15 protein-coding genes are annotated in these 18997 nt (G+C 41.6%); 9 read left to right on the top strand and 6 right to left on the bottom strand.

The window, feature by feature from the left end; translation table 11 throughout:
* The gene (locus R8P61_16765; protein MDW3648722.1) at positions 1 to 1248 is read right to left on the bottom strand and encodes a tetratricopeptide repeat protein; all 1248 of its coding nucleotides are present in this window, start codon (positions 1246 to 1248) and stop codon (positions 1 to 3) included.
* A gap of 1338 nt (positions 1249 to 2586) precedes the next feature.
* Positions 2587 to 4308 carry a sodium-coupled permease gene (locus R8P61_16760; protein ID MDW3648721.1) on the bottom strand — a complete coding sequence of 574 codons (1722 nt, stop codon included), beginning with the start codon at positions 4306 to 4308 and terminating at the stop codon, positions 2587 to 2589.
* Positions 4309 to 4512: 204 nt separating this feature from the next.
* Here R8P61_16760 and R8P61_16755 point away from each other — a divergent pair, with 204 nt between their 5' ends.
* Positions 4513 to 4827 (top strand): hypothetical protein, encoded by a 315-nt coding sequence (locus R8P61_16755; GenBank protein ID MDW3648720.1) that lies wholly within the window; start codon positions 4513 to 4515, stop codon positions 4825 to 4827.
* A gap of 51 nt (positions 4828 to 4878) precedes the next feature.
* On the opposite strand, the gene R8P61_16750 is transcribed toward R8P61_16755, so the two are convergent.
* Positions 4879 to 5286, bottom strand: coding sequence for a hypothetical protein (locus R8P61_16750; protein ID MDW3648719.1), 408 nt, complete (start codon positions 5284 to 5286; stop codon positions 4879 to 4881).
* A gap of 241 nt (positions 5287 to 5527) precedes the next feature.
* Here R8P61_16750 and R8P61_16745 point away from each other — a divergent pair, with 241 nt between their 5' ends.
* The 6 genes from R8P61_16745 (at position 5528) to R8P61_16720 (ending at position 11009) form a co-directional block, all read left to right on the top strand.
* Positions 5528 to 6568: a GHMP kinase gene (locus R8P61_16745; protein MDW3648718.1), complete on the top strand. Its 1041-nt coding sequence runs from the start codon at positions 5528 to 5530 to the stop codon at positions 6566 to 6568.
* Positions 6543 to 7451, top strand: a complete 909-nt coding sequence (gene galU, locus R8P61_16740) for a UTP--glucose-1-phosphate uridylyltransferase GalU (protein ID MDW3648717.1) — start codon at positions 6543 to 6545, stop codon at positions 7449 to 7451. The genes R8P61_16745 and galU overlap by 26 nt, the downstream gene beginning before the upstream one ends.
* A gap of 88 nt (positions 7452 to 7539) precedes the next feature.
* Positions 7540 to 8490, top strand: a complete 951-nt coding sequence (locus tag R8P61_16735) for a hypothetical protein (GenBank protein MDW3648716.1) — start codon at positions 7540 to 7542, stop codon at positions 8488 to 8490.
* A gap of 112 nt (positions 8491 to 8602) precedes the next feature.
* Positions 8603 to 8962: a cupin domain-containing protein gene (locus tag R8P61_16730; protein ID MDW3648715.1), complete on the top strand. Its 360-nt coding sequence runs from the start codon at positions 8603 to 8605 to the stop codon at positions 8960 to 8962.
* A complete protein-coding gene (locus R8P61_16725) occupies positions 8949 to 9851 on the top strand; it encodes a hypothetical protein (GenBank protein ID MDW3648714.1) in 903 nt (300 codons plus the stop codon). The genes R8P61_16730 and R8P61_16725 overlap by 14 nt, the downstream gene beginning before the upstream one ends.
* 15 nt (positions 9852 to 9866) lie before the next feature.
* On the top strand, positions 9867 to 11009 hold the full coding sequence (locus R8P61_16720) for a hypothetical protein (GenBank protein ID MDW3648713.1): 1143 nt from the start codon (positions 9867 to 9869) through the stop codon (positions 11007 to 11009).
* A 21-nt stretch (positions 11010 to 11030) separates the two neighbouring features.
* Here the strand turns inward: R8P61_16720 and R8P61_16715 are convergent, their stop codons facing one another.
* Entirely contained in the window at positions 11031 to 11483 is a 453-nt protein-coding gene (locus R8P61_16715; protein ID MDW3648712.1) for a hypothetical protein, read from the bottom strand.
* 173 nt (positions 11484 to 11656) lie between these two features.
* On the opposite strand from R8P61_16715, the gene R8P61_16710 reads away from it, so the two are divergent.
* Positions 11657 to 12646, top strand: coding sequence for a glycerophosphodiester phosphodiesterase family protein (locus tag R8P61_16710; protein ID MDW3648711.1), 990 nt, complete (start codon positions 11657 to 11659; stop codon positions 12644 to 12646).
* Between the two features lie 98 nt (positions 12647 to 12744).
* Here the strand turns inward: R8P61_16710 and R8P61_16705 are convergent, their stop codons facing one another.
* On the bottom strand, positions 12745 to 13347 hold the full coding sequence (locus R8P61_16705) for a DUF3137 domain-containing protein (protein MDW3648710.1): 603 nt from the start codon (positions 13345 to 13347) through the stop codon (positions 12745 to 12747).
* Positions 13348 to 13558: 211 nt separating this feature from the next.
* Here R8P61_16705 and R8P61_16700 point away from each other — a divergent pair, with 211 nt between their 5' ends.
* Positions 13559 to 14461: a helix-turn-helix domain-containing protein gene (locus R8P61_16700; GenBank protein ID MDW3648709.1), complete on the top strand. Its 903-nt coding sequence runs from the start codon at positions 13559 to 13561 to the stop codon at positions 14459 to 14461.
* Between the two features lie 52 nt (positions 14462 to 14513).
* On the opposite strand, the gene R8P61_16695 is transcribed toward R8P61_16700, so the two are convergent.
* Positions 14514 to 18695, bottom strand: coding sequence for an ATP-binding protein (locus tag R8P61_16695; GenBank protein MDW3648708.1), 4182 nt, complete (start codon positions 18693 to 18695; stop codon positions 14514 to 14516).
* Positions 18696 to 18997: the final 302 nt, after the last annotated feature.

Raw genomic sequence — 18997 nt, 5'->3', positions numbered from 1 at the left:
TTATTCTTCATTGGCTGGAAAAGCGCTTGGGATTTCGTTACCGTCTCCATCAAGTTTTGCAAATAATTTTCGCGCTTGTTGAATTAAGTCAGAGGCCATGTCCTGACTTTCCAATTCCATCAAAACCATTGCCTTGAAATAATACGGCTGAGGATCATCCCCATCAATTTCGATGGCTGCCTGGATATTATTGAAAGCTGCTTCAAAATCACCCATTTTACTTTGGGCTAATCCCATATGACTTAAAGCCACCAGCTGTAAACGGGAAGCTGGTTCCAACTCGCAAACTTTCTGGAAGTTTTCTATAGCTTCCTGATTTTTATTGAGTTGAAAGTAAACCAGGCCTCTTTGATACATCACCCAATCCAAATCCTGCCTCCAGGGGAAAGGAAAACTCCACTGTCCTTCCTTTTGACTAAGCAGCCTATCTTCAAAATGACGACTCACATGATTATAATCTGTAATAGAACGTAGGTAGTCTTCTGCTTTTAAAAGACTATAAGCCCGTCCCAGATAAGCGCTGCAGATATGTTGATCAACGACCTCAGAGGATTTGATCGCCCGAGCCAATCCAATGGCTTCTGTATAGTGCCTTTCAGCAAATTCCCAACTCTTCAATTGAACATAGGCATGTGCCAGGTTCAATCGGGCCTGGAACAGGATCTCCTGACTTTTGTTAGACTTTTGCCTGGGAGTTCTTTGGATACACTCCTTAAAGTTCTTTCCAGCCATTTTGTACTCCCGCTTTTCAAAAAGGGCTAATCCTTCTGTTAGCAGTTGTTCTGCCTTACTGCGATTGGATTTGAAAACTTTTTGAACCAGCGTTCGGTAGTTATGCTTTTTTGGCTGGCTATTTATGGTCTGTTTGAGGTAAAACTTGAATGGAACATTCGTCCAATAGTTTATTGGCTCCCCATCAAGATATGCAGGTTGAAAGCGGAGAGACTCGAGCTCAGCTTCTACTGCTTCACCCAGGACAGGATGGTCGTTTCGAGTGAGAACGAATTGTATGACATCCCCTTCTGTGTTTACAAGCACTCGACTAAATACCTTTCCCTCGATCCGATTCTTTAAGGCTTTTACAGGATATCCTATTTTATCCTGAACAAGATAAAGATTGAGTGGAAGTGGTTCTTTATCTACGGCTATGTAATCGTGTACATCCGGTAATGTTTTCTTTTCACTTTCCTGAGAGAAGGTGAATGTGAGAGTGGAGAGCAAGAGAATGATCAGAACTGACGTTTTCATTTGGTTTCTGAATAATTTCCCTATTAATCCAATATGTGTATATTCCATTAATAAAAATAATGAGAATAGCAGCAAATATTACTGAAAGTCGGTTAAGTAATAAGGAAAGATCTAAGCTGGGTTTGGAGTCCCGAATAATCTTTGAGTCTTTAAGGCAATAGTATTTCCTTTCAGCGGCATAAAAATTTGGAATCCCAAAATAAAGACCTGTGGGAACTCCTCAATTCCTGCTGTATTTTTTTCATCACAGGTGTAGGAATTTGACCAAAACCGCCTAAAACCGTTCAACATCGAAGAAAAACATCCTGCGTATTTTATGTAACCATTTAGGTAAAAACTACCTTGATGCACCAAAGAATCTTCCTATCATTGTATCACAACAGGACGGTAATCCTGGAATTACAAGAGCAAGGGCTAGGGTTGATTCTCCCAAAGGGATTGAATCCCCTAGTTTTTTCTTTACCCCCTTTCTTATTCTTTCCTTTACACGATTCAAGAAATTTATAGTACAAAAAGGCCTCTCTGGGCTATATAGGGCAGCATCGATAGGCTGACTGAAATAAGCAGAGAGCAGATACAGGCCTGGTAAATGATAAATGAACCTTTGATTGGGGTTTGTATTCAGGGAGCAGATTTAGTTCTGCTCCCAATTTTTTTTGACTCTTGGGAATTTGAAAAACTGAAAGTATTTCACTCAAAAAGAAGATATTTCCAATTTTCGTATGAAAGGATTTGACTAAATGCGTAGGCTTTGTCCAGGAGGGAGGGTATGTTACTAAAGGAGTGAAATTTGCCTTGCAGTCATGAGTCTGTCTACTAATTTTGAATCATAACAGGACGGTAATCCTGGAATTACAAGAGCAAGGGCTAGGGTTGATTCTCCCAATGGGATTGAATCCCCTAGTTTTTAAAAAAAGAAACCTCCATCGTTTAACAACGTGGAGGTTTTATCTTTTTTAAAGGGACGAGGGGACATCCGGCCTAAAGCAATTTTCTATTATCCCGTTATTCCCCCGTCCGTTCCCCAAAACTCAATGTATCTATGATATCCAACGCCTACATATATGTGGCGATCTGATCATGTACGATCAGCAAATGATTGCCGGATGTTGAATAGAAATTGCAGAAGGTGTGGAAAGAACGGAGAATTAAGCTTTACCTACTAAACGACTTAATTCTCTTTGTTATCCCTAAGAAATAAATTTCAGGCCTTTTTTTTATGGAGCTTTTTCTGAAAAGCTAGAAATTCCCCGTATTCGGTCTTATAAACTGTCTTATTGGGGAAATTAGCTCTGCTCGAAAAAAACGGAAAGAGGGAAGGATGAATCCCTTGATTTTTTAGTCTTTTTGGAAGACGAAATCGTAGAAAAAGGCGGTCCCAACCGTAAGACTTACGCCCAGGGGATTTAACCAGAGGTATTCAATCAAGGGTCTGAATTTAAAAGGGATCAATCCTATGGGGAAATGGAAACTCAGGCTTCCATCCAGTCGATTTACAAATATTCCTGCGATCAAAAAGACCCCCAATAAACCGCTTGCCAATCCCATTACTGCTGATCTGCCTTTAATATTTTTAAAGGCCAGGAGGATAAATATTCCCAGAATAGGTCCATAAAAATAGCTCCCCATCTGATTGACAAGTTCGATGATGGACTCGGTTTCCCCAAAGAGGAAGGCAAAAGAAGTCGCAATAGCGCCCCAGAAAGCTGTAAACCATCGGGTCATTTTGAGGTCATGCGCATCACTTCTTTCCCTTTTTCTTAATCTCCGGTACCAATCAATTACACTGACTGTTGCCAGGGCATTGAGGGAACTGTCAATACTGGAGAGAGCTGCAGCAAGTATGGCAGCTATGATCAATCCAATTATGCCGGGAGGAAGTTCATGCAGGATAAAATAAGGCATGACGTAGTTGAGGTCATTTCTCAGGTTTCGCTCCTTATCTGCCAGATACATCATTTCTGTTTTGCGAAGCTTATTGGCCTGATTGTCCAGTTTGAGAAAATCGCTGCGTGCATGTTTATCTTCTAAATTGGATGCATATGTCAGGGCTGCGTCTCTCCGGGCATCATGTATGCACTGAAATTCTGCATCCCGGGGAGTGATGATCTCTGTTGGCTGCTCGGCATGTAATCTGTCAGGCAGGAACATTAAGGGACGATCAGCAAATAAGTAGAAGCAGTATAAAAAGGCCCCCAGAAGCAGGATGAAAAATTGCATGGGAATTTTTAAACCTGCAGACATCAGGAGAGAATTTCTTGCATCTTTTAAACTGGCTGCACTGAGATACCGTTGTACCTGGGATTGATCTGTCCCAAAGTAGGAGAGCATCAGAAAGAAGCCTGCAAGAACTCCGCTCCACACCGAATATTTATTTCCTGAGTCAAGACTGAAGTCTATGCTTTTCAATTTACCCGCCGCACCACTGAGGTGAAGGGCTTTGTCTATACTGATTTCTTCCGGCAATTTTAAAATGATCCAACTAAAGCAAAAGATCAATCCAAATACCAGGAGCGCCATTTGCTTTACATCCGTTCTAATAACCCCATCCAGTCCACCATATAAGGTATAAATTGTAGTACTGATCCCGATGATGAGGATGGTCCATCCCAAAGAAAGTTGAAGAATCCAGGCGAGCAGATAGGCTGGAGCAGCTATAGATAATCCCAAAGAAATACCTCTTGAGAGGAGAAAAAGGAAACTGGTAGCCAGGCGGGCTTCCAGACCAAATCTTTCCTCCAAAGCTTCATAGGCAGTAAAAGGTTTGAGTCTTCTATATAAAGGAACCAGGGTAACTGAAAGTACAATCATAGCCAGCGGTAAACCCAGATAGACCTGGATAAATCGCATATCATAGAAAAAGGCCTGGCCAGTTGTGCCTATAAAGGTGATGGCTGAAGCTTGAGTTGCCATAATAGAAAGCCCAAGTGCCCAGCCTGGCATACTCCTTTTGGCCAATAGCATCCCTTCCAGATCATTATTTTTTCTATGGCTTTTGCTCCCATCCCAAATCATATAGGCGAAAAACAGGAGCAATACCAACCAGTCATAAAGACTCATATTGTTGGGCTATTCAAGATCGGATGCAAATATAGTGGATAGGAATTTAGGGTAAAACAAACAGGGCTTTAACCTGTTCCGGTTATAATTTGTACCAAACATGCAAGAAGTCCTACGAAGCATCATAAAATCCAATAATTTTGTACTGATCAAAAGAACCTTCTGGTTCTCTAAGATCGGTAAATAAAATAGCCCTCATTAGGTATGAAATCGTTCTTTAATCATACACTTCTCATTCTAGCTGTGCTTGCAATTTGTAGCCTGGCCATACTTTTCCGTAGCCAATTGCTGGCCGGTTATGAAAGAACGCAGTTAAGCGTCCCCGCAGAAGAGATACCCGTGAAAACGGTTCCTGTACCTGCAAGTATAAGATCCAACGCAAAAGAATCTGTCCCTAAGACGACTTTTCAGTATCCGGTAATTCAGGATAAAAATACCTGGAAAGCCAGCAATCTTTCGGACTTTGCAGATGCCCCAGGTGATATTCGTAAAAGGATTAAAGCCAATATCGAACGATAAGAAGTCTCTGGTGGGAAATAAAGGGAATTTTCTATATTTTTCCGCATAGCCTTAGGCTACACAGAGGATATCTTTTGTTTGTTCTTTTTTACAAATGTTCAGTACTTTTCGCAAGTACAATAAGACTTCATAAGAGTCCATAAATTTGGGGCGGGTTGCGATCACAATTGACACTTCTAATTTCTGGGGAATTAATCCGTATCCGGATTTCAGTTGGTGTTTAATTTCACCCGAAGTTTTCAGGATGGTTTTTTCTATGGCTTCATTTTTCAGGATAAGAAATAGTTCGCCTGAATGGAGAAGAATAGATCGAAAGTTATCGCCATACTTGAGCCTGAATATATCTGATAAGCTGGATTCCAGGATTTCGCGATCATGATTGGAAAGCTCCTCTTTCAATTGTTTCCAATTCTCGATTTGCATCAATAAGTACGCGTAGTGTTTATTTGATTCTTCCATTGAGATCTTTTTGACATGAGGAAAATAGGCGATTCCATATTTGTGAACTGAACACTTGTTGAAATTATTTTGACATCCGTATATTCCGAATTAGACCAAAATTGTACCGAAATAAAATTGACAGAAAGCAAAAATGTTCCGCTTTTTTGGAAGGCTGATACTTAGAGACCTCAGCTCAAAAGGCCCTTGAAAGCGTGATTTTAAGTAATTCTACCTTAGATTTTTGGAATTTGTTAACGAAATGATGCACAGAGAAAACCAAATTCGAAGTTCTTCTTATCCCAGAGCAGCCCTGATAGGGAATCCATCTGATGGATATTTCGGAAAAACCATTGCCTTTGTTTTTAAGAATTTTAAAGCGGAAGTAGTTCTTACTCCTTCGGATAAACTGGAAATCGTTCCACACATCCGGGATCGCTTTAAATTTGAGAATATGTCTGAGTTGTGTGAAGATATCGATCAATTCGGATATTATGGAGGAGTACGCTTGTTGAAAGCGTCCATCAAAAGATTTTCAGAATACTGTAAATCCTGCGAAATAGAGCTTGAAAAAAAGAATTTTCGCCTCAGCTATCAAAGTACCATTCCACTTCGTCTGGGACTGGCTGGTTCCAGTGCGATCATCACTGCCTGTATCAAAGCCCTCAAGACCTATTATCAGATAGATATTCCTCCTCACCTGCAGGCAAATCTGGTCTTGGCTACAGAAAGAGAAGAATTGGGAATAGAAGGAGGTTTGCAGGATCGGGTGGCTCAATCCTTTGAAGTACCGGTATTCATGGACTTTAATAGAGATTTGATGGAAAGCCGAGGGTACGGTGCCTATGAAGTCCTCCCGGTTGATAAGCTACCTCCTTTGTACATTGCTTATAGAAGAAGCCTTTCCAGTGGTTCTGAGCTCGTACATAATGATCTTCGTGCCCGATACAATGCAGGGGATCAAAAAGTGCATGAAGCTATTCAACAGTTCACAGCTATTTCTGATCATGTACGCGTAATGCTGATTCATGGCGCTTATGATGAGCTGGGATCCTATATTGACCAGAATTTTGACCTGAGACGGAGCATTATCAATATCAGCCAGGAAAATCTTCGGATGGTCGAATTAGCAAGAAATACAGGGGCTAGTGCAAAATTTACGGGTTCTGGTGGCGCAATTATTGGTACATATAAAAATGAATCCATGTTCGAGGAACTCAAACGGAACCTGAGCGAGGAAGATATAGAAGTGATAAAACCGGAAATTATTTCCAAACATGAGGAGATCTCACAAAGCTATTAGAAAAGCCGTTATCCCTGCTGCCGGATTTGGAACCAGGATGCTACCTGCGACCAAAGCCATCCCTAAAGAAATGTTGCCCATCGTAGATATCCCGACCATACAATATGTGGTCGAGGAAGCCATTGCATCTGGCTTGACGGATATTCTGATGGTGATAGGCAAAGGAAAGAGGGCCATAGAAGATCATTTCGATAGCCATCCTATTTTGGAGCAAAGGCTGGAGGAAAGCCAGAAAGAAGAACTGCTGGATATGGTTCGCTCTATTGGTAAAGGAGCACAGATACACTTCGTTTGGCAGAAAGAACTCAATGGACTCGGAGATGCAGTAAATCATGCAAGAAATCATGTGGGAGATGAAGCCTTTATGGTACTTCTTGGAGATTGCATCCTTCGATCAAATACCTCTCAGCCAGTAAGTAAACAACTCATAGATGTCTATGAGGAGCATGGCTCATCCGTAATCGGTCTTGAAAGGGTAGACCCCAGTCTGGTTTATAGATATGGCGTAGTTGGAGGAAAGTCTGTCTCCGAAAGCGTCTTGAAGGTAGATCAGTTTGTAGAAAAACCTCCGGTAGAAAAAGCTCCCTCCAATCTGGTCATTGCTGCCCGTTATCTCCTTACTCCCGAAATCTTTGATTACCTGGAGATAGTTCCCCGGGGAGTGGGAAATGAAATCCAGCTTACTGATGCCATGGCACTCATGCTTAAGGAGCATGATATGTATGCCCTGGAGTTTGATGGAAAGAGATATGATATCGGTAATAAACTCAATTTTATCAAAACCAATTTGCTGTTTGGACTGGAGAGAGAGGATATGAGAGAGGAGTTGCAAAAGTGGGTGATTGAGTTGGCGGCGAAGATGGAAAGAATAAAACAGATATAAGAAAAGTGTTGTAGTGTTATAGTGTTGTAGTTAATTTGATCTCGATCCAACTACCGTACTAAAACACTATAACACTTTTTAACTTCACATGCCTCCCTCTCCCATTCCTTATTATTCCGCAAAAGACATAGCCGAAAAGATTTCTATGGGAAAGGCCATCCAATTGATGGCAGCTACTTTTCGTCAGATATCCAGCGGAGAAGCTCAGGTACCTGTTAGAGCACATATTTTTATGTCGGAGGAAAAGGGACAATCCCTTTTTATGCCTGCTTACCTGGCAGAGAATAAGCAGTTTGGAGTAAAGGTGGTAGGGATTCATGATGAAAATCCCCAAAAAGGTTTGCCCTATATACATGCAGTTGTATTAGTGATGAATGCAGAAAATGGGAAGCCGCTTGCATTGGTGGATGGTACCTATCTGACGGCTTTGAGGACAGGAGCAGCTTCAGGTATTGCAACAGAGCTTTTGGCGAGGAAGGATGCTAGTGTATTAGCCGTATTTGGAGCTGGGGTCCAGGCGAGAACCCAGATAGAAGCTGTTTTAGCTGTTCGAGATATAGAAAAGATTCTCCTCTTTAACCGTACGAAGGAAAAGGCCTTAGAACTAAAGAAGGAGATGGAGAGAATATATGAAATCTCATGTCATTTAGCAGTAGGGAAGGAGCTCAAGGAAGCCGATATCGTTTGTACAGCAACTTCTTCTTCAAAAGCCGTATTTGAGGCTGCACATCTCAGGGAGGGTACCCATATCAATGCCATTGGAGCTTATAGAAAAGACATGGCAGAAATCCCTCCGGAAGCAGTAATTAATAGCCGGGTATTTGTAGACCAAGCCTCCGCAATTTGGGAAGAAGCCGGAGATATTACGCAGCCTTTCGAAGCCGGGCTAATCACGAAAGATCATATCATCGGAGAAATCGGGCAAATTGTCAGCAAAGAGATAATAGGCCGGAGGAATAGTAAAGAAATTACCCTATTCAAATCAGTGGGCAATGCAGCTCAGGATATTGCAGTGGCTGGGGCCCTCATCGAAGATTAAAGCATGCAAGAGGGCTTGTATTGGTGGGTGATTGAGTGAATAATATGTTTTACCTTTATTCCCCTATTAAAACAGCAATACAAGAAGAAGATAAAACGCTAATACGCATCAAATGAAGGTCATAAATCTCGATCAAAAATTCAGCCTCTTTCAGGATCAATGGTCTCCCAAAGTCGTCGCCGAACTCAATGGGCAGGAAGTCAAACTGGCCAAAGTGCAAGGGGAATTTGTCTGGCACGATCACGAAGATGAAGATGAACTCTTTTTTGTGGTCAAAGGAGAATTGACAATTGAATTCCGGGACCGCACTGAAGTGATAAAAGCAGGAGAGATGATCGTTGTGCCCCGTGGAGTAGAACATAAGCCTATAGCTAAAGAAGAAGTCTGGATTATGCTTTTTGAACCGGCTCAGATCAAGCACACCGGAGAGGTAGATCACGAACTTACAGTCAAAGATTATGACAAGATTTAGGACAGATCAAATCTTATGGCTTTTTACTGCTTTCCTTCTTTTCGCTTGTGGGGAGGAGGAAAAAACTCAGGCTGATCCTATCCAGGTTGAGGAAGAGGTGGCTGCTCTTCTAGTAGAAGAAGATTCCGCGACAGAATTTGAAATAGAGGAGGAAGCTGGATATATAAAAGAAGAAGTTAACTCCCTTCAGGCCTTGCCTGAAGGCAAAGTGCTTGAATTTCAGGAAGAAGGCTTTGCCTTCCCCATTTCCTATGAAATTAATTATGCCCAGGCAATTATCCCTCCTGGAAGCGAGCTTCAGTTTCTGGATCATGAATCCAGGAAAGTTCATTCCGCAAAAGCCCTGGAAAATTTCCTCCTGGTCGATGAATTGTTTGAGCATGAGGTGACTACAACTGATCTGGATACTTCGATCAAGCCTCATCTCATTTTATTAGGAGATAAAGTAGAGATAAAGTGGCTAAGCATGAAAGAGATAACTGATTCGGTGAAAAAGCAAGAACTTGCCAATCGAATTAATCTCAAAAGGGATTATTCGGATGAATTTGAAGATACCGGGGGTGCATTAAAAATTGAATTAGTTGCCTATAATAAAGAAGTAATCGTCCATGAGTTTGAATATAAGGAAGAGAAATACTTTATCCTCAGCTATACCTTTGCCGATTATCAAGGGCCGGCTGCAACTTTTCTTTTAAGTCAGGGAGCAGAATATCCGCTAACAGGACCTTGCAGTTTTTTTAGTTATCCGGAACTATTTCTTCTCAATGAGAGACTTTATCTACAAAGTGGCTCTCGCTGTTGTGAATGCGGCATAAGTGTCCAACAATTATTCGAATTCAATGGAAAGGAGCTAAAAGCAATTCTGGAAGACGGCTCCTGGTCTACCTAAGCCAAAGTGAATCATATGATCCAGCAAAGTTATTTCAACGAAAGACTCTTCAAAACACAGGAAGCACTCCTGGAAACCATCAACACCTATCATGTTCTGCAAAACTGCTCGATCCTGGAGATGGATTTGAAGAGTATAGACATTCAGTGGAATTCCGTCTTTTTGCGAAATGTGATTTTCCTCGGATGTGAATTGGCAGAAAGTGATCAGGCCATTATCCGTTCCAAAGGAGGACTTATTATCCCTCCAAACGAAGGCCTACCTTACAATCCCTATAGAAGAGAGCTCTATACTTGCCGGGAACTTCTCGATGGCTACAATGAGTTGGACGATCAAAGCCTTGACCTGAAAATCTACGAACACTTTTCTGTAAGTCGCTATAATCCCCACATCATTGAAGCCCTCAGCCAACGTATACACGACCATGCCATTGACGACAGTTTGAGAGAGTTGGTAGGCTATGATGATACGGGTATGACGAGATTGAGATGTGTGGGTTTTATGGGTGGACATGGGAAATTGCGTACCGATCCCTTCTACCGAAAAACTGCACACACAGCCCGACTATTGGGAAAAGAGGGATATTTTATCATTTCAGGAGGAGGGCCCGGCATCATGGAGGCTGCCAATCTGGGCGCCTATTTCGCCAGTTATGAAGCAGAGGACCTGGAGAAAGCCTTCAAGATCATGGAAGTAGCGCCTCATTATACGGATGCAGGATTTATTCAGAGTGCCCTGGATGTATTTGAATATTATCCGGAAGGGGCAGAAAATCTGGCTATTCCCACCTGGTTTTATGGTCATGAACCCAGCAATGTATTTGCCTCTCACATCGCCAAATATTTCTCAAACTCGATTCGGGAAGATACCCTTTTAGCCCTCTGTCATCATGGAGTAGTCTTTGCACCGGGTAGTGCAGGTACAACCCAGGAGATATTTCAGGATGCGGCTCAGAACCACTATGCTACTTTTGGGTATTACAGTCCTATGGTTTTTCTGGGAAAAGAAAGATACGAGATTGAGACTTCTCTATTCCCTGTCCTAAAACAACTGGCCTACAATCAGCCTTATTACAAATTTCTCTACCTGAGTGATGAGCCGGAAGAAGTAGTGGACTTTATCCTGAATAATCCGCCGGAACAGAAGGTGGGTAAATAAAGCTGATTCCTTTAGGGAAAATTAGTCTATGAACCACCAGGTCCAGTCGTGAATTTCCAGAGAGATTGAGGTCCATTTGTATAAATACCGCTCAATAAGAAATTGGAAGTTCAATAAATTGAATAAAATAAATCCAAACAGGGAAAAGGATAGGTTTGGTTTACTAAGATCTTGCTCTACCTTAAAGAGCCAATAAAGGAGGACATAACAAAGGTAGATGGGGGATAATATAAAGGAGACAAATAAACTACCAAACCAGGTAGGGAATAGTAGGTCTTCTGCGAGAAAAGCATTAATAAAACTATATCTTTCTTTTCCGCCGAGAAATCCTAGTGGAAAATCCTCCTGAACTTCTGGCAAATAGCCGATTTCTACATAGGCGATCCAATTTAGCAATAGGATCACAGCAACATTGATCCAGAAGAAGTAGCCAAAGCCCGTCAAGACTTTTTGAAAGATTGCAGGTTTTCTCATTTTGGAAATTTTATGATCCCTTTAGCATAAATTAATCCTGAATCAACTAGTAAACTTGTCTTTTTGTCTGAAAGACCATAAGTCCTGTCTGAACTGTTAAATTTTTCTAAATTCTTCCTGCTTGCTATACGAAATGCCTGAGAATCCTTATACTTGAGCAATAGCATCCATCCATGAATAAGAAAAGCAAGTCCCGAAAACGGAAATACCTTTGGCTCCTTCTGTTATTTCCCCTCTTTATATTCCTCAACAACAGCAATCTTTTCGTCTCAGTTCCAGAAGCTTCTCCCGTTCTACTGGCACACCGCGCCATGGGACAGCCTTATGATCGGGAAGGCCTGACCAATGAAACCTGTACAGCAGAAAAATGGATAGCGGTTGAGCATCAATATTTAGAGAATACCATTCCGTCTATTGAAGCAGCTTTTGCAGCAGGAGCTCAAATCGTCGAATTTGATGTTCACAAGACTACAGATGATCGCTTTGGGGTCTTTCACGACTGGACAGTGGATTGCCGAACAGAGGGAAGGGGACGAACCAAAGATCATAGCCTGGATTCCTTGCAAAAGCTGGACATTGGATATGGATACACAGCAGATGGAGGCAAGACTTTTCCCTTTAGGGGAAAGGGGGTAGGCATGATGCCTTCTTTGGAACAAATCCTGACCAGCTTTCCAGACAAGGATTTCATGATAGATGTGAAAAGCAATCTGAAGGAAGAGGGGAAGGTTCTGGGCGAAAGCTTGAAAGAACTCAGTCAGAGACGCTCCGGGAAATTGATGGTATATGGTGGGAGAAAATCCGTAGAGGAAGTGATAAAGTTCCTTCCTGATATACAATACACCACTCGTCCTAAATTAAAATCCTGTCTGACCAAATACTTTGCCTATGGCTGGACTGGAATCGTCCCAGCAGAGTGCCAGGATTGTGTGGTGATGGTTCCGGAAAATTTCGCCCCCTGGCTCTGGGGCTGGCCCCATAAATTTGTCAATCGCATGGAGTCTGTCAATTCCCGCGTCATGCTTGTGGGTCCTTATAAGGGCGAAGGCTTTAGTACGGGATTTGATAAACGGGAAGATGCACTAGAGTTGCCAGAAAACTATCGAGGAGGAATATGGACAGATCGAATTGACCTCCTGGGACCTGCTTTTGGGAAAAAATGAAGGAAGAACAAGGAAGAAGGAATGAAGAAATAAGAGCTACCAACTAAAACACTACAACGCATGATAAGTGGAGAAGTTTTCTCCATCTCCAACACTTCCTAATAATAGCTGAAATTCGGATCGTCTTCATAAGCCGTTCCTATAGCGCAAAGGTGATCGAGGGTATGCCCGAATAATTCAAATAAATCATGCAGTTGCTCCAGGTCTTTGATAATACCTGTAACCTGATAATAAATTTCGTTTACATCATCTGGAAACTTAGGCTTGCTGAATAGGGGAGCTTCTCTTCTTAACTCTAGCAATATTTTGGGTTGCCAACTGATGAGTTGTCGGATATTCGGATCTTCAAACATCATCTGTAATTTGCGCTTATCACTGCCTTGAATGACAAAATCCTTATCAAATTCCGGATGCCCTACTTCAATATCTTTCATCCCAAAGGCTTTACTCACCTTATGACCAATATGCTCCCGAAAAATCTTGAAGGTAAAATCATCCCGGTTCACATAAGGAGCTCTTATTCGGGTGAAAACCATCTTATCTATGACAAAACTATCCAAAACTATCATCCAATCTCCATGATAAGCCTCAACCCGATCGGTTTTGAACATTTTTCCTTTAACATATTCTCCTTCCAGTTGCTCTGCTAGTTGTTTCCAGATTTGGCGTTTGTGTTTTCCAAAAAGATCAATTTTTGACATATAAATACAGACTATTTTTTGCTAATTCTCCTTAAAATAGAGACTGCCTGAAATTTATCCAAGTTGGAAACATGATGCGAGTAGAGAATCAGTTCCCTAATAAGGCTGCTATCCCTCTTGATATGGGAAATGGATACAAAGATTTAGAAAATGTATACAAAGCGATTCTTTTTACTAGCTTTATTTGTAAGAAGAAAAAACAGGACGGATTATGGATTTTATTCATTTTAACAGCATATCTGAGGTTCATCGCGTGATGGGTTTTGAAAAGCCTCAACATCCTTTGATTTCCATTTTTCAACATAAGCCGGGTTATGCTCAAGGGATGGAGGATATGCGGATCACTTCTTCTCTATATTTTATTGCGCTTAAAGAAGGATTCAGAGGGTCTTTTGCTTATGGGAGAAACTCTTATGATTTTGAAGAAGGCAGCATGATTTTTATGGCGCCGGGTCAGGTCATGGGTTCCAAAGAGGTGGAGGAAGAAAGTGATGCCAGAGGTTGGTCTTTACTTTTTCATCCAGATTTGATAAGAAAATCCGAATTGGGCAAAACAATCGATAGCTATAGTTTTTTTGATTATGAAGTCAATGAAGCCCTGCATATTTCAGACAAAGAAAAAAAAGTCCTCAATGATCTCCTAGAAAAAATACAAGAGGAAATAGCCTCAAATATCGACAAGCACAGCCAGAAATTGATTGTTACGAATGTTCAGCTTCTGCTCGACTATTGTACTCGATATTATGATCGCCAATTCTACACCCGAAGCAATCTCAATCAGGATGTTTTCAGTCGCTTTGAGCATCTGTTGAAAGAGTACTTTCGTTCAGAAAAGCAATTGGCCACAGGGATTCCTTCGGTACGGTTTTGCAGTGAAAAACTGAATATGTCCGCCAATTATCTGAGCGATCTGCTGAAAAAGGAAACCGGCAGAAATGCCCAGGACCATATTCATAGTTTTGTCATCGACAAAGCCAAGACTCTGTTACTTAACTCCAATGAACCCGTGAGTCAGGTGGCTTTTGGTTTGGGCTTTGAGTATTCCCAGCATTTTAGCAAAATGTTTAAGGCCAAAACCGGAATGAGTCCTCGTGAGTATAGGAGCGTGAACTAATTCCCGCTAAGCTGAACGGCTTGAAAAAGCAAGGCACTGATTATTGATCCATTTAGGCTAAATCCAGCAGAAATTTGCTTAGCAAATCTTTGATTTCAGCCATTTTAAAAGGCTTGCTGATGTAATCATTCATTCCTGCCTCCAAACACATTTCTTTATCTCCTTTCATGGCATTGGCCGTCATAGCCAGAATCATGGGCTGATGCTCGGATGAGAAGTTGGACCTTATGAAGCGAGTTGCCTCCAGTCCGTCCATGACAGGCATTTGAACATCCATTAAGACAATTTTGAAACTCCTCTTGCGCAAGCATTCAATAGCTTCTTTTCCATTATTGGCCAATTGTGCCTTTAAGCCTAGCTTTTGAATGATTTTCAGGGCCAGTTTTTGGTTGATAGGATTGTCCTCAACCAATAAAATCTCTTGAGACGGGAATACGCCTTGAGGTATCGGTTTGGGTGGATGATTATTTTGCTTTGCAAGTTCGCTTAGTTCGCATAGGCTTGTAAGTAGCAGACTCTTTCTGACCGGTTTTTTGATGATTTCCCAAAGCTCTCCTTGCTGCTTGTTTTCTCGTAAATCTGAGAAGGGTAGCAATTGGATAAATTTTATATCTGGGTTTCGCTTGATCCAGTCTTTATACGGAGAGATTTTGGCATCATTTAAGCCATTGCAAATGAGGGCTTGAATTCCGCTTTCAGAGGCTACCAAACTTTGAGCTTTTTCCAGATCGGATGCATGGATCACGATCATATGGTAATGCTCCAGAATCGAAATCAAGAAGCGACTCCTGTGGATTTCCGAATCTATGATCAAAACCTTTTTTCCCGATAGTGAACGATATGTTTCTGAAAATACTGACTCTTCTTCCTTAATCTCCATATCTAATTCAAAGGAAAATTCACTTCCCTGGCCTTCCTCGCTCCAAACCTTAAGTTCTCCTCCCATAAGGCGACATAAATGGGAAGAAATACTCAAGCCTAATCCGGTACCGCCATATTTTCGCGTGGTGGAAGCATCAACTTGGGTAAAAGCCTTAAACAGATATTTTAGTTTCTCCGGAGGGATACCTATGCCAGTATCTCGCACCTTGAATTCCAATCGGGCGAAAGGCTGATCTCCCTGAAGGAATCGTTTTTTCTCCTGCACCTCGAGGACAACTTCCCCTTTATGGGTAAACTTAAGTGAATTCCCCAATAAATTGATCAGTATTTGTTTTAGGCGCAACTCATCTCCCCAAACAACAGCAGGAAGATTCGAATCAAGCCTGGAGAGCAATTCCAGGGCTTGATCTCCTGTTTTGCTGCTCAGAAGTCCCAGGATATCATCCATGCAATCCTCCAAAGTTATTGGCTCGCGCTCCAGGATAAATTTGCCAGAATCTATTTTGGAGAAGTCGAGTATGTCATTTATGATGGTCAGGAGATTTTCCCCACTTTTCCGAATCAGGCGGACATACTCTGCCTGCTCATTACTCAGGTTTTCGATGGATAATAATTCTGCCATTCCCAGAATACCATTCATAGGCGTTCGGATTTCATGAGACATATTTGCAAGAAATTGGGACTTGGTTAGAGTTGCCTGTTCAGCTTTTTGACGGGCTTCTTTCTCCTTTTGGTTTGCAACCTTTAGCTCTCGCGTCCGTTCCTCTACTTTTTTCTGTAGCTGGCGATTTTGATTCAGGACTTGCCAGCTTCGGAGGTAGAATAAGCCAATTATTAACATTGTCAGAAGAATTCCGACCAATAGTTTTGCTAAAGGGGTTTCCCAGAAAAGGGGCAGGATATTGATTTTTAGGCTAATCTGATCGTCTAGTTCAAGGTCCCCACTTCTGATCCGCAAGGTATAACTTGCAGCTTCCAGATTCATGTAGGAAATGTTTTCTCCCATTTCTAATGGCCTCCATTTCTGATCGTATCCCTCCAATTTATAGTAGTTGTTTTGCTCATTGGGGAAATTGTATTGAATACAGGATACCCGAATCTCCAGACGCTTCTGACTAGGTGGGATGTTTAATTCGCGGGTACTAGCCAGGTTTTGATCCAGAATGCTTATGCTTTCTTCCTGAAGGGTTTTTAGAGGTTGAATGAGGTTTCCATTCAAATATAATTCGGTGAAATGGCAGCGTGCAGTTTCCACTTCATCTGAAAGTTGTTTTGGATCAAGCTTCAGGTATCCCTCATTGGATCGGAATAGCAATGTGCCATCATTGCTTTTGTGGGAATAGTAATTGGTAAAACTTCCTCCTCTAACTCCATGCTTTGTTCCAAAGTGAGTAAAACGTTTGGAGCGAGGATCAAAGCGAAGGATATAATCATTAGAAACTCCCCAAATCGTTCCCAGCTCGTCTACCTGCAAATGGGCCATAATCGGGTTTTGGAGTCCTTCTTTTTCCCCGTAAAACTCAAATTCACCCTTTGCCGGATCAAAAGTAAGGAGTCCCTGATGAGAACCTATCCAAATGGAGTTTTTATGCTTGAGTAAAGAAAAGAAATATTTGTTTTTCAGGCTTTCGGGATTGTCGGGGAAAGGGATAAATCTTTTCATAAGCTTCGCCTCCCTTCCCTTAAATTGGATGCTTAACAGACCTGATAATTCCGATGCAACCCAAAAGGTATTTCCTTTGCTTTGGATGGCATCATTGATTTTTCCATAGCTTAGCCTCGGATCTATATCTGATAAAGAATTATATTTTTTAAGAATAGATAGGTCTCTGTCAAGGGCGTAGATCGCTTGTTTGGAGATGATCCAGATAAACCCCTCAGGATCAATATGAAAAGCTTTGATGTAGTCGATTTTGCTTTGGCCTGGTGGCGCAAGACGAAGGTAATGAACTTTCTTACCCTCTGCGTTGAGTTTTGTTATCCCGCTGGGGCCAAAAATCCAAATAGCCTTATGCCTGACATCATCGTATACTCCCAATACTCGGTTCGATTCCAGTCGAAAATCAGGCGCGGCCTGGGTATTGTAGGATCTCTTAAGATTTCCGTAAACATCATAGTACAAAAGGTCTTCGTCATGATTTGTCATCCACGCTCCTCTCAGGATTCCCTGTAGTGTATGATCTACGTTGCTAAGGTGATGTAACTCGGTATTTGTTGGGTAAAATTTAAACAGAGACAATTGGGAGGAATATTTAGCTAATCCACCCTCTGCACCAATCCATATAATGCCTTCTTTACTTTCGAAAATACACCTGATTCCTCCCTTGGGAAGGCCCAAAGTTCCTATACTTTGGTGGCTAATCGATCTCCCCTCTACGATTCTCAGTTTGTCCTCGCCTTCCCTCGGTAGAGATTTAATAGGACTCACAATCTGCAGGTCTCTCGTACTCCCTCCCCATATGTTTCCTTTTGAGTCAATAAAAGAGCTTAGAATCGCCAGACCCGTTTTCTGCTCCCTTAGGCTGGATAATTCCTTGATTTTGAAAAAGTGGATTTCCTGTTCAGTAACGGGATTGGTAATGTACAGTCCTCTTCCCAGGCTCCCAAAAACGATTCGATCCTGCGAATCAATATGCAGGCTGGTTACTTGCCTCAGCGGAGCTTTCGCCATGATTTTGTTAGAGAACTCAATTTTCTCCAGGTACGCTTGCTTCAGGCCTTCTTTTGTTTGATCCCAAACAAGCCTACATAAACCGTATTGCCAACTACCAACCCATATATTTCCCTGGCTATCTTTCTCGATTCCCAGGACTGAAAAAGGCTCATCTATCTTTTTTCCCCTGGCCTTTAGAGGAATGCTTTGAACGAGTAGTGTTTTTTCATTTACTGAATTAAGGCCTCCTTCTGAGCCTACCCATAAAATGTCTTCACCTCCTCGCTCCAGGCTCAATATCTCCTGATTATTCAAGGGGGTATGTTCACTGGAGTCAGGAGAAAATGCAGACAGTCGATTTGTTGAAATTTCGTAACGGAACAAACCTTCTCCCTGGGTTCCAAACCAAAGACTACCTTTCTGATCGCTGATGATAGCTCGGATTTTCATTCCAGACAAGGCTGAGCTGCTGTCAGCTTCTGCCTGAATCGAATGAAAAAGAGATCCGTCGTATCGATAAACTCCTTTGGAAGTTCCAAGCCACAAAAATCCGTCCTCATCTTGATCGATCCCATAAATGTGAGGCGAGGTGAAATCCTTATTTAAATGGATTTGCTCAAAATTAATAGGCGGCAATTGAGAAAACAGGTAAGGAATGAGGCAGCAGGTAAATGCTAGGAGTAATAAATACTTTCTCACGTATAACTTAGGTAATGAAAAGGCAAACTAAATTATACGAGTGTTTCATTTAAACGAAATATTCCTATTCGCTTACATTGGATTTGAGCCTACTATTTTACTTACTCGTTTTGAACAAATCATGATAATTTCCCTATTTCTGGTTTTTTCCCCTCTTTCAAAGCGTATTGCCAAATAAATTGGAGAGGAAAAATCTTATATCTTACAACTGCCTCTGAGAATTTTTACGCTTAAGTTTTTTTCCTGAAAGTATATAATAAGCTTTCCGGTGGGGTAATAATCTCAAAACCTAACAAAGAAAT

Source organism: Bacteroidia bacterium (genome assembly GCA_033391075.1).
Taxonomy (GTDB): Bacteria; Bacteroidota; Bacteroidia; order J057; family J057; genus JAWPMV01.
Note: the sequence above shows the minus strand (reverse complement) of the source record. Positions and strands in the feature narration are given on the sequence as shown.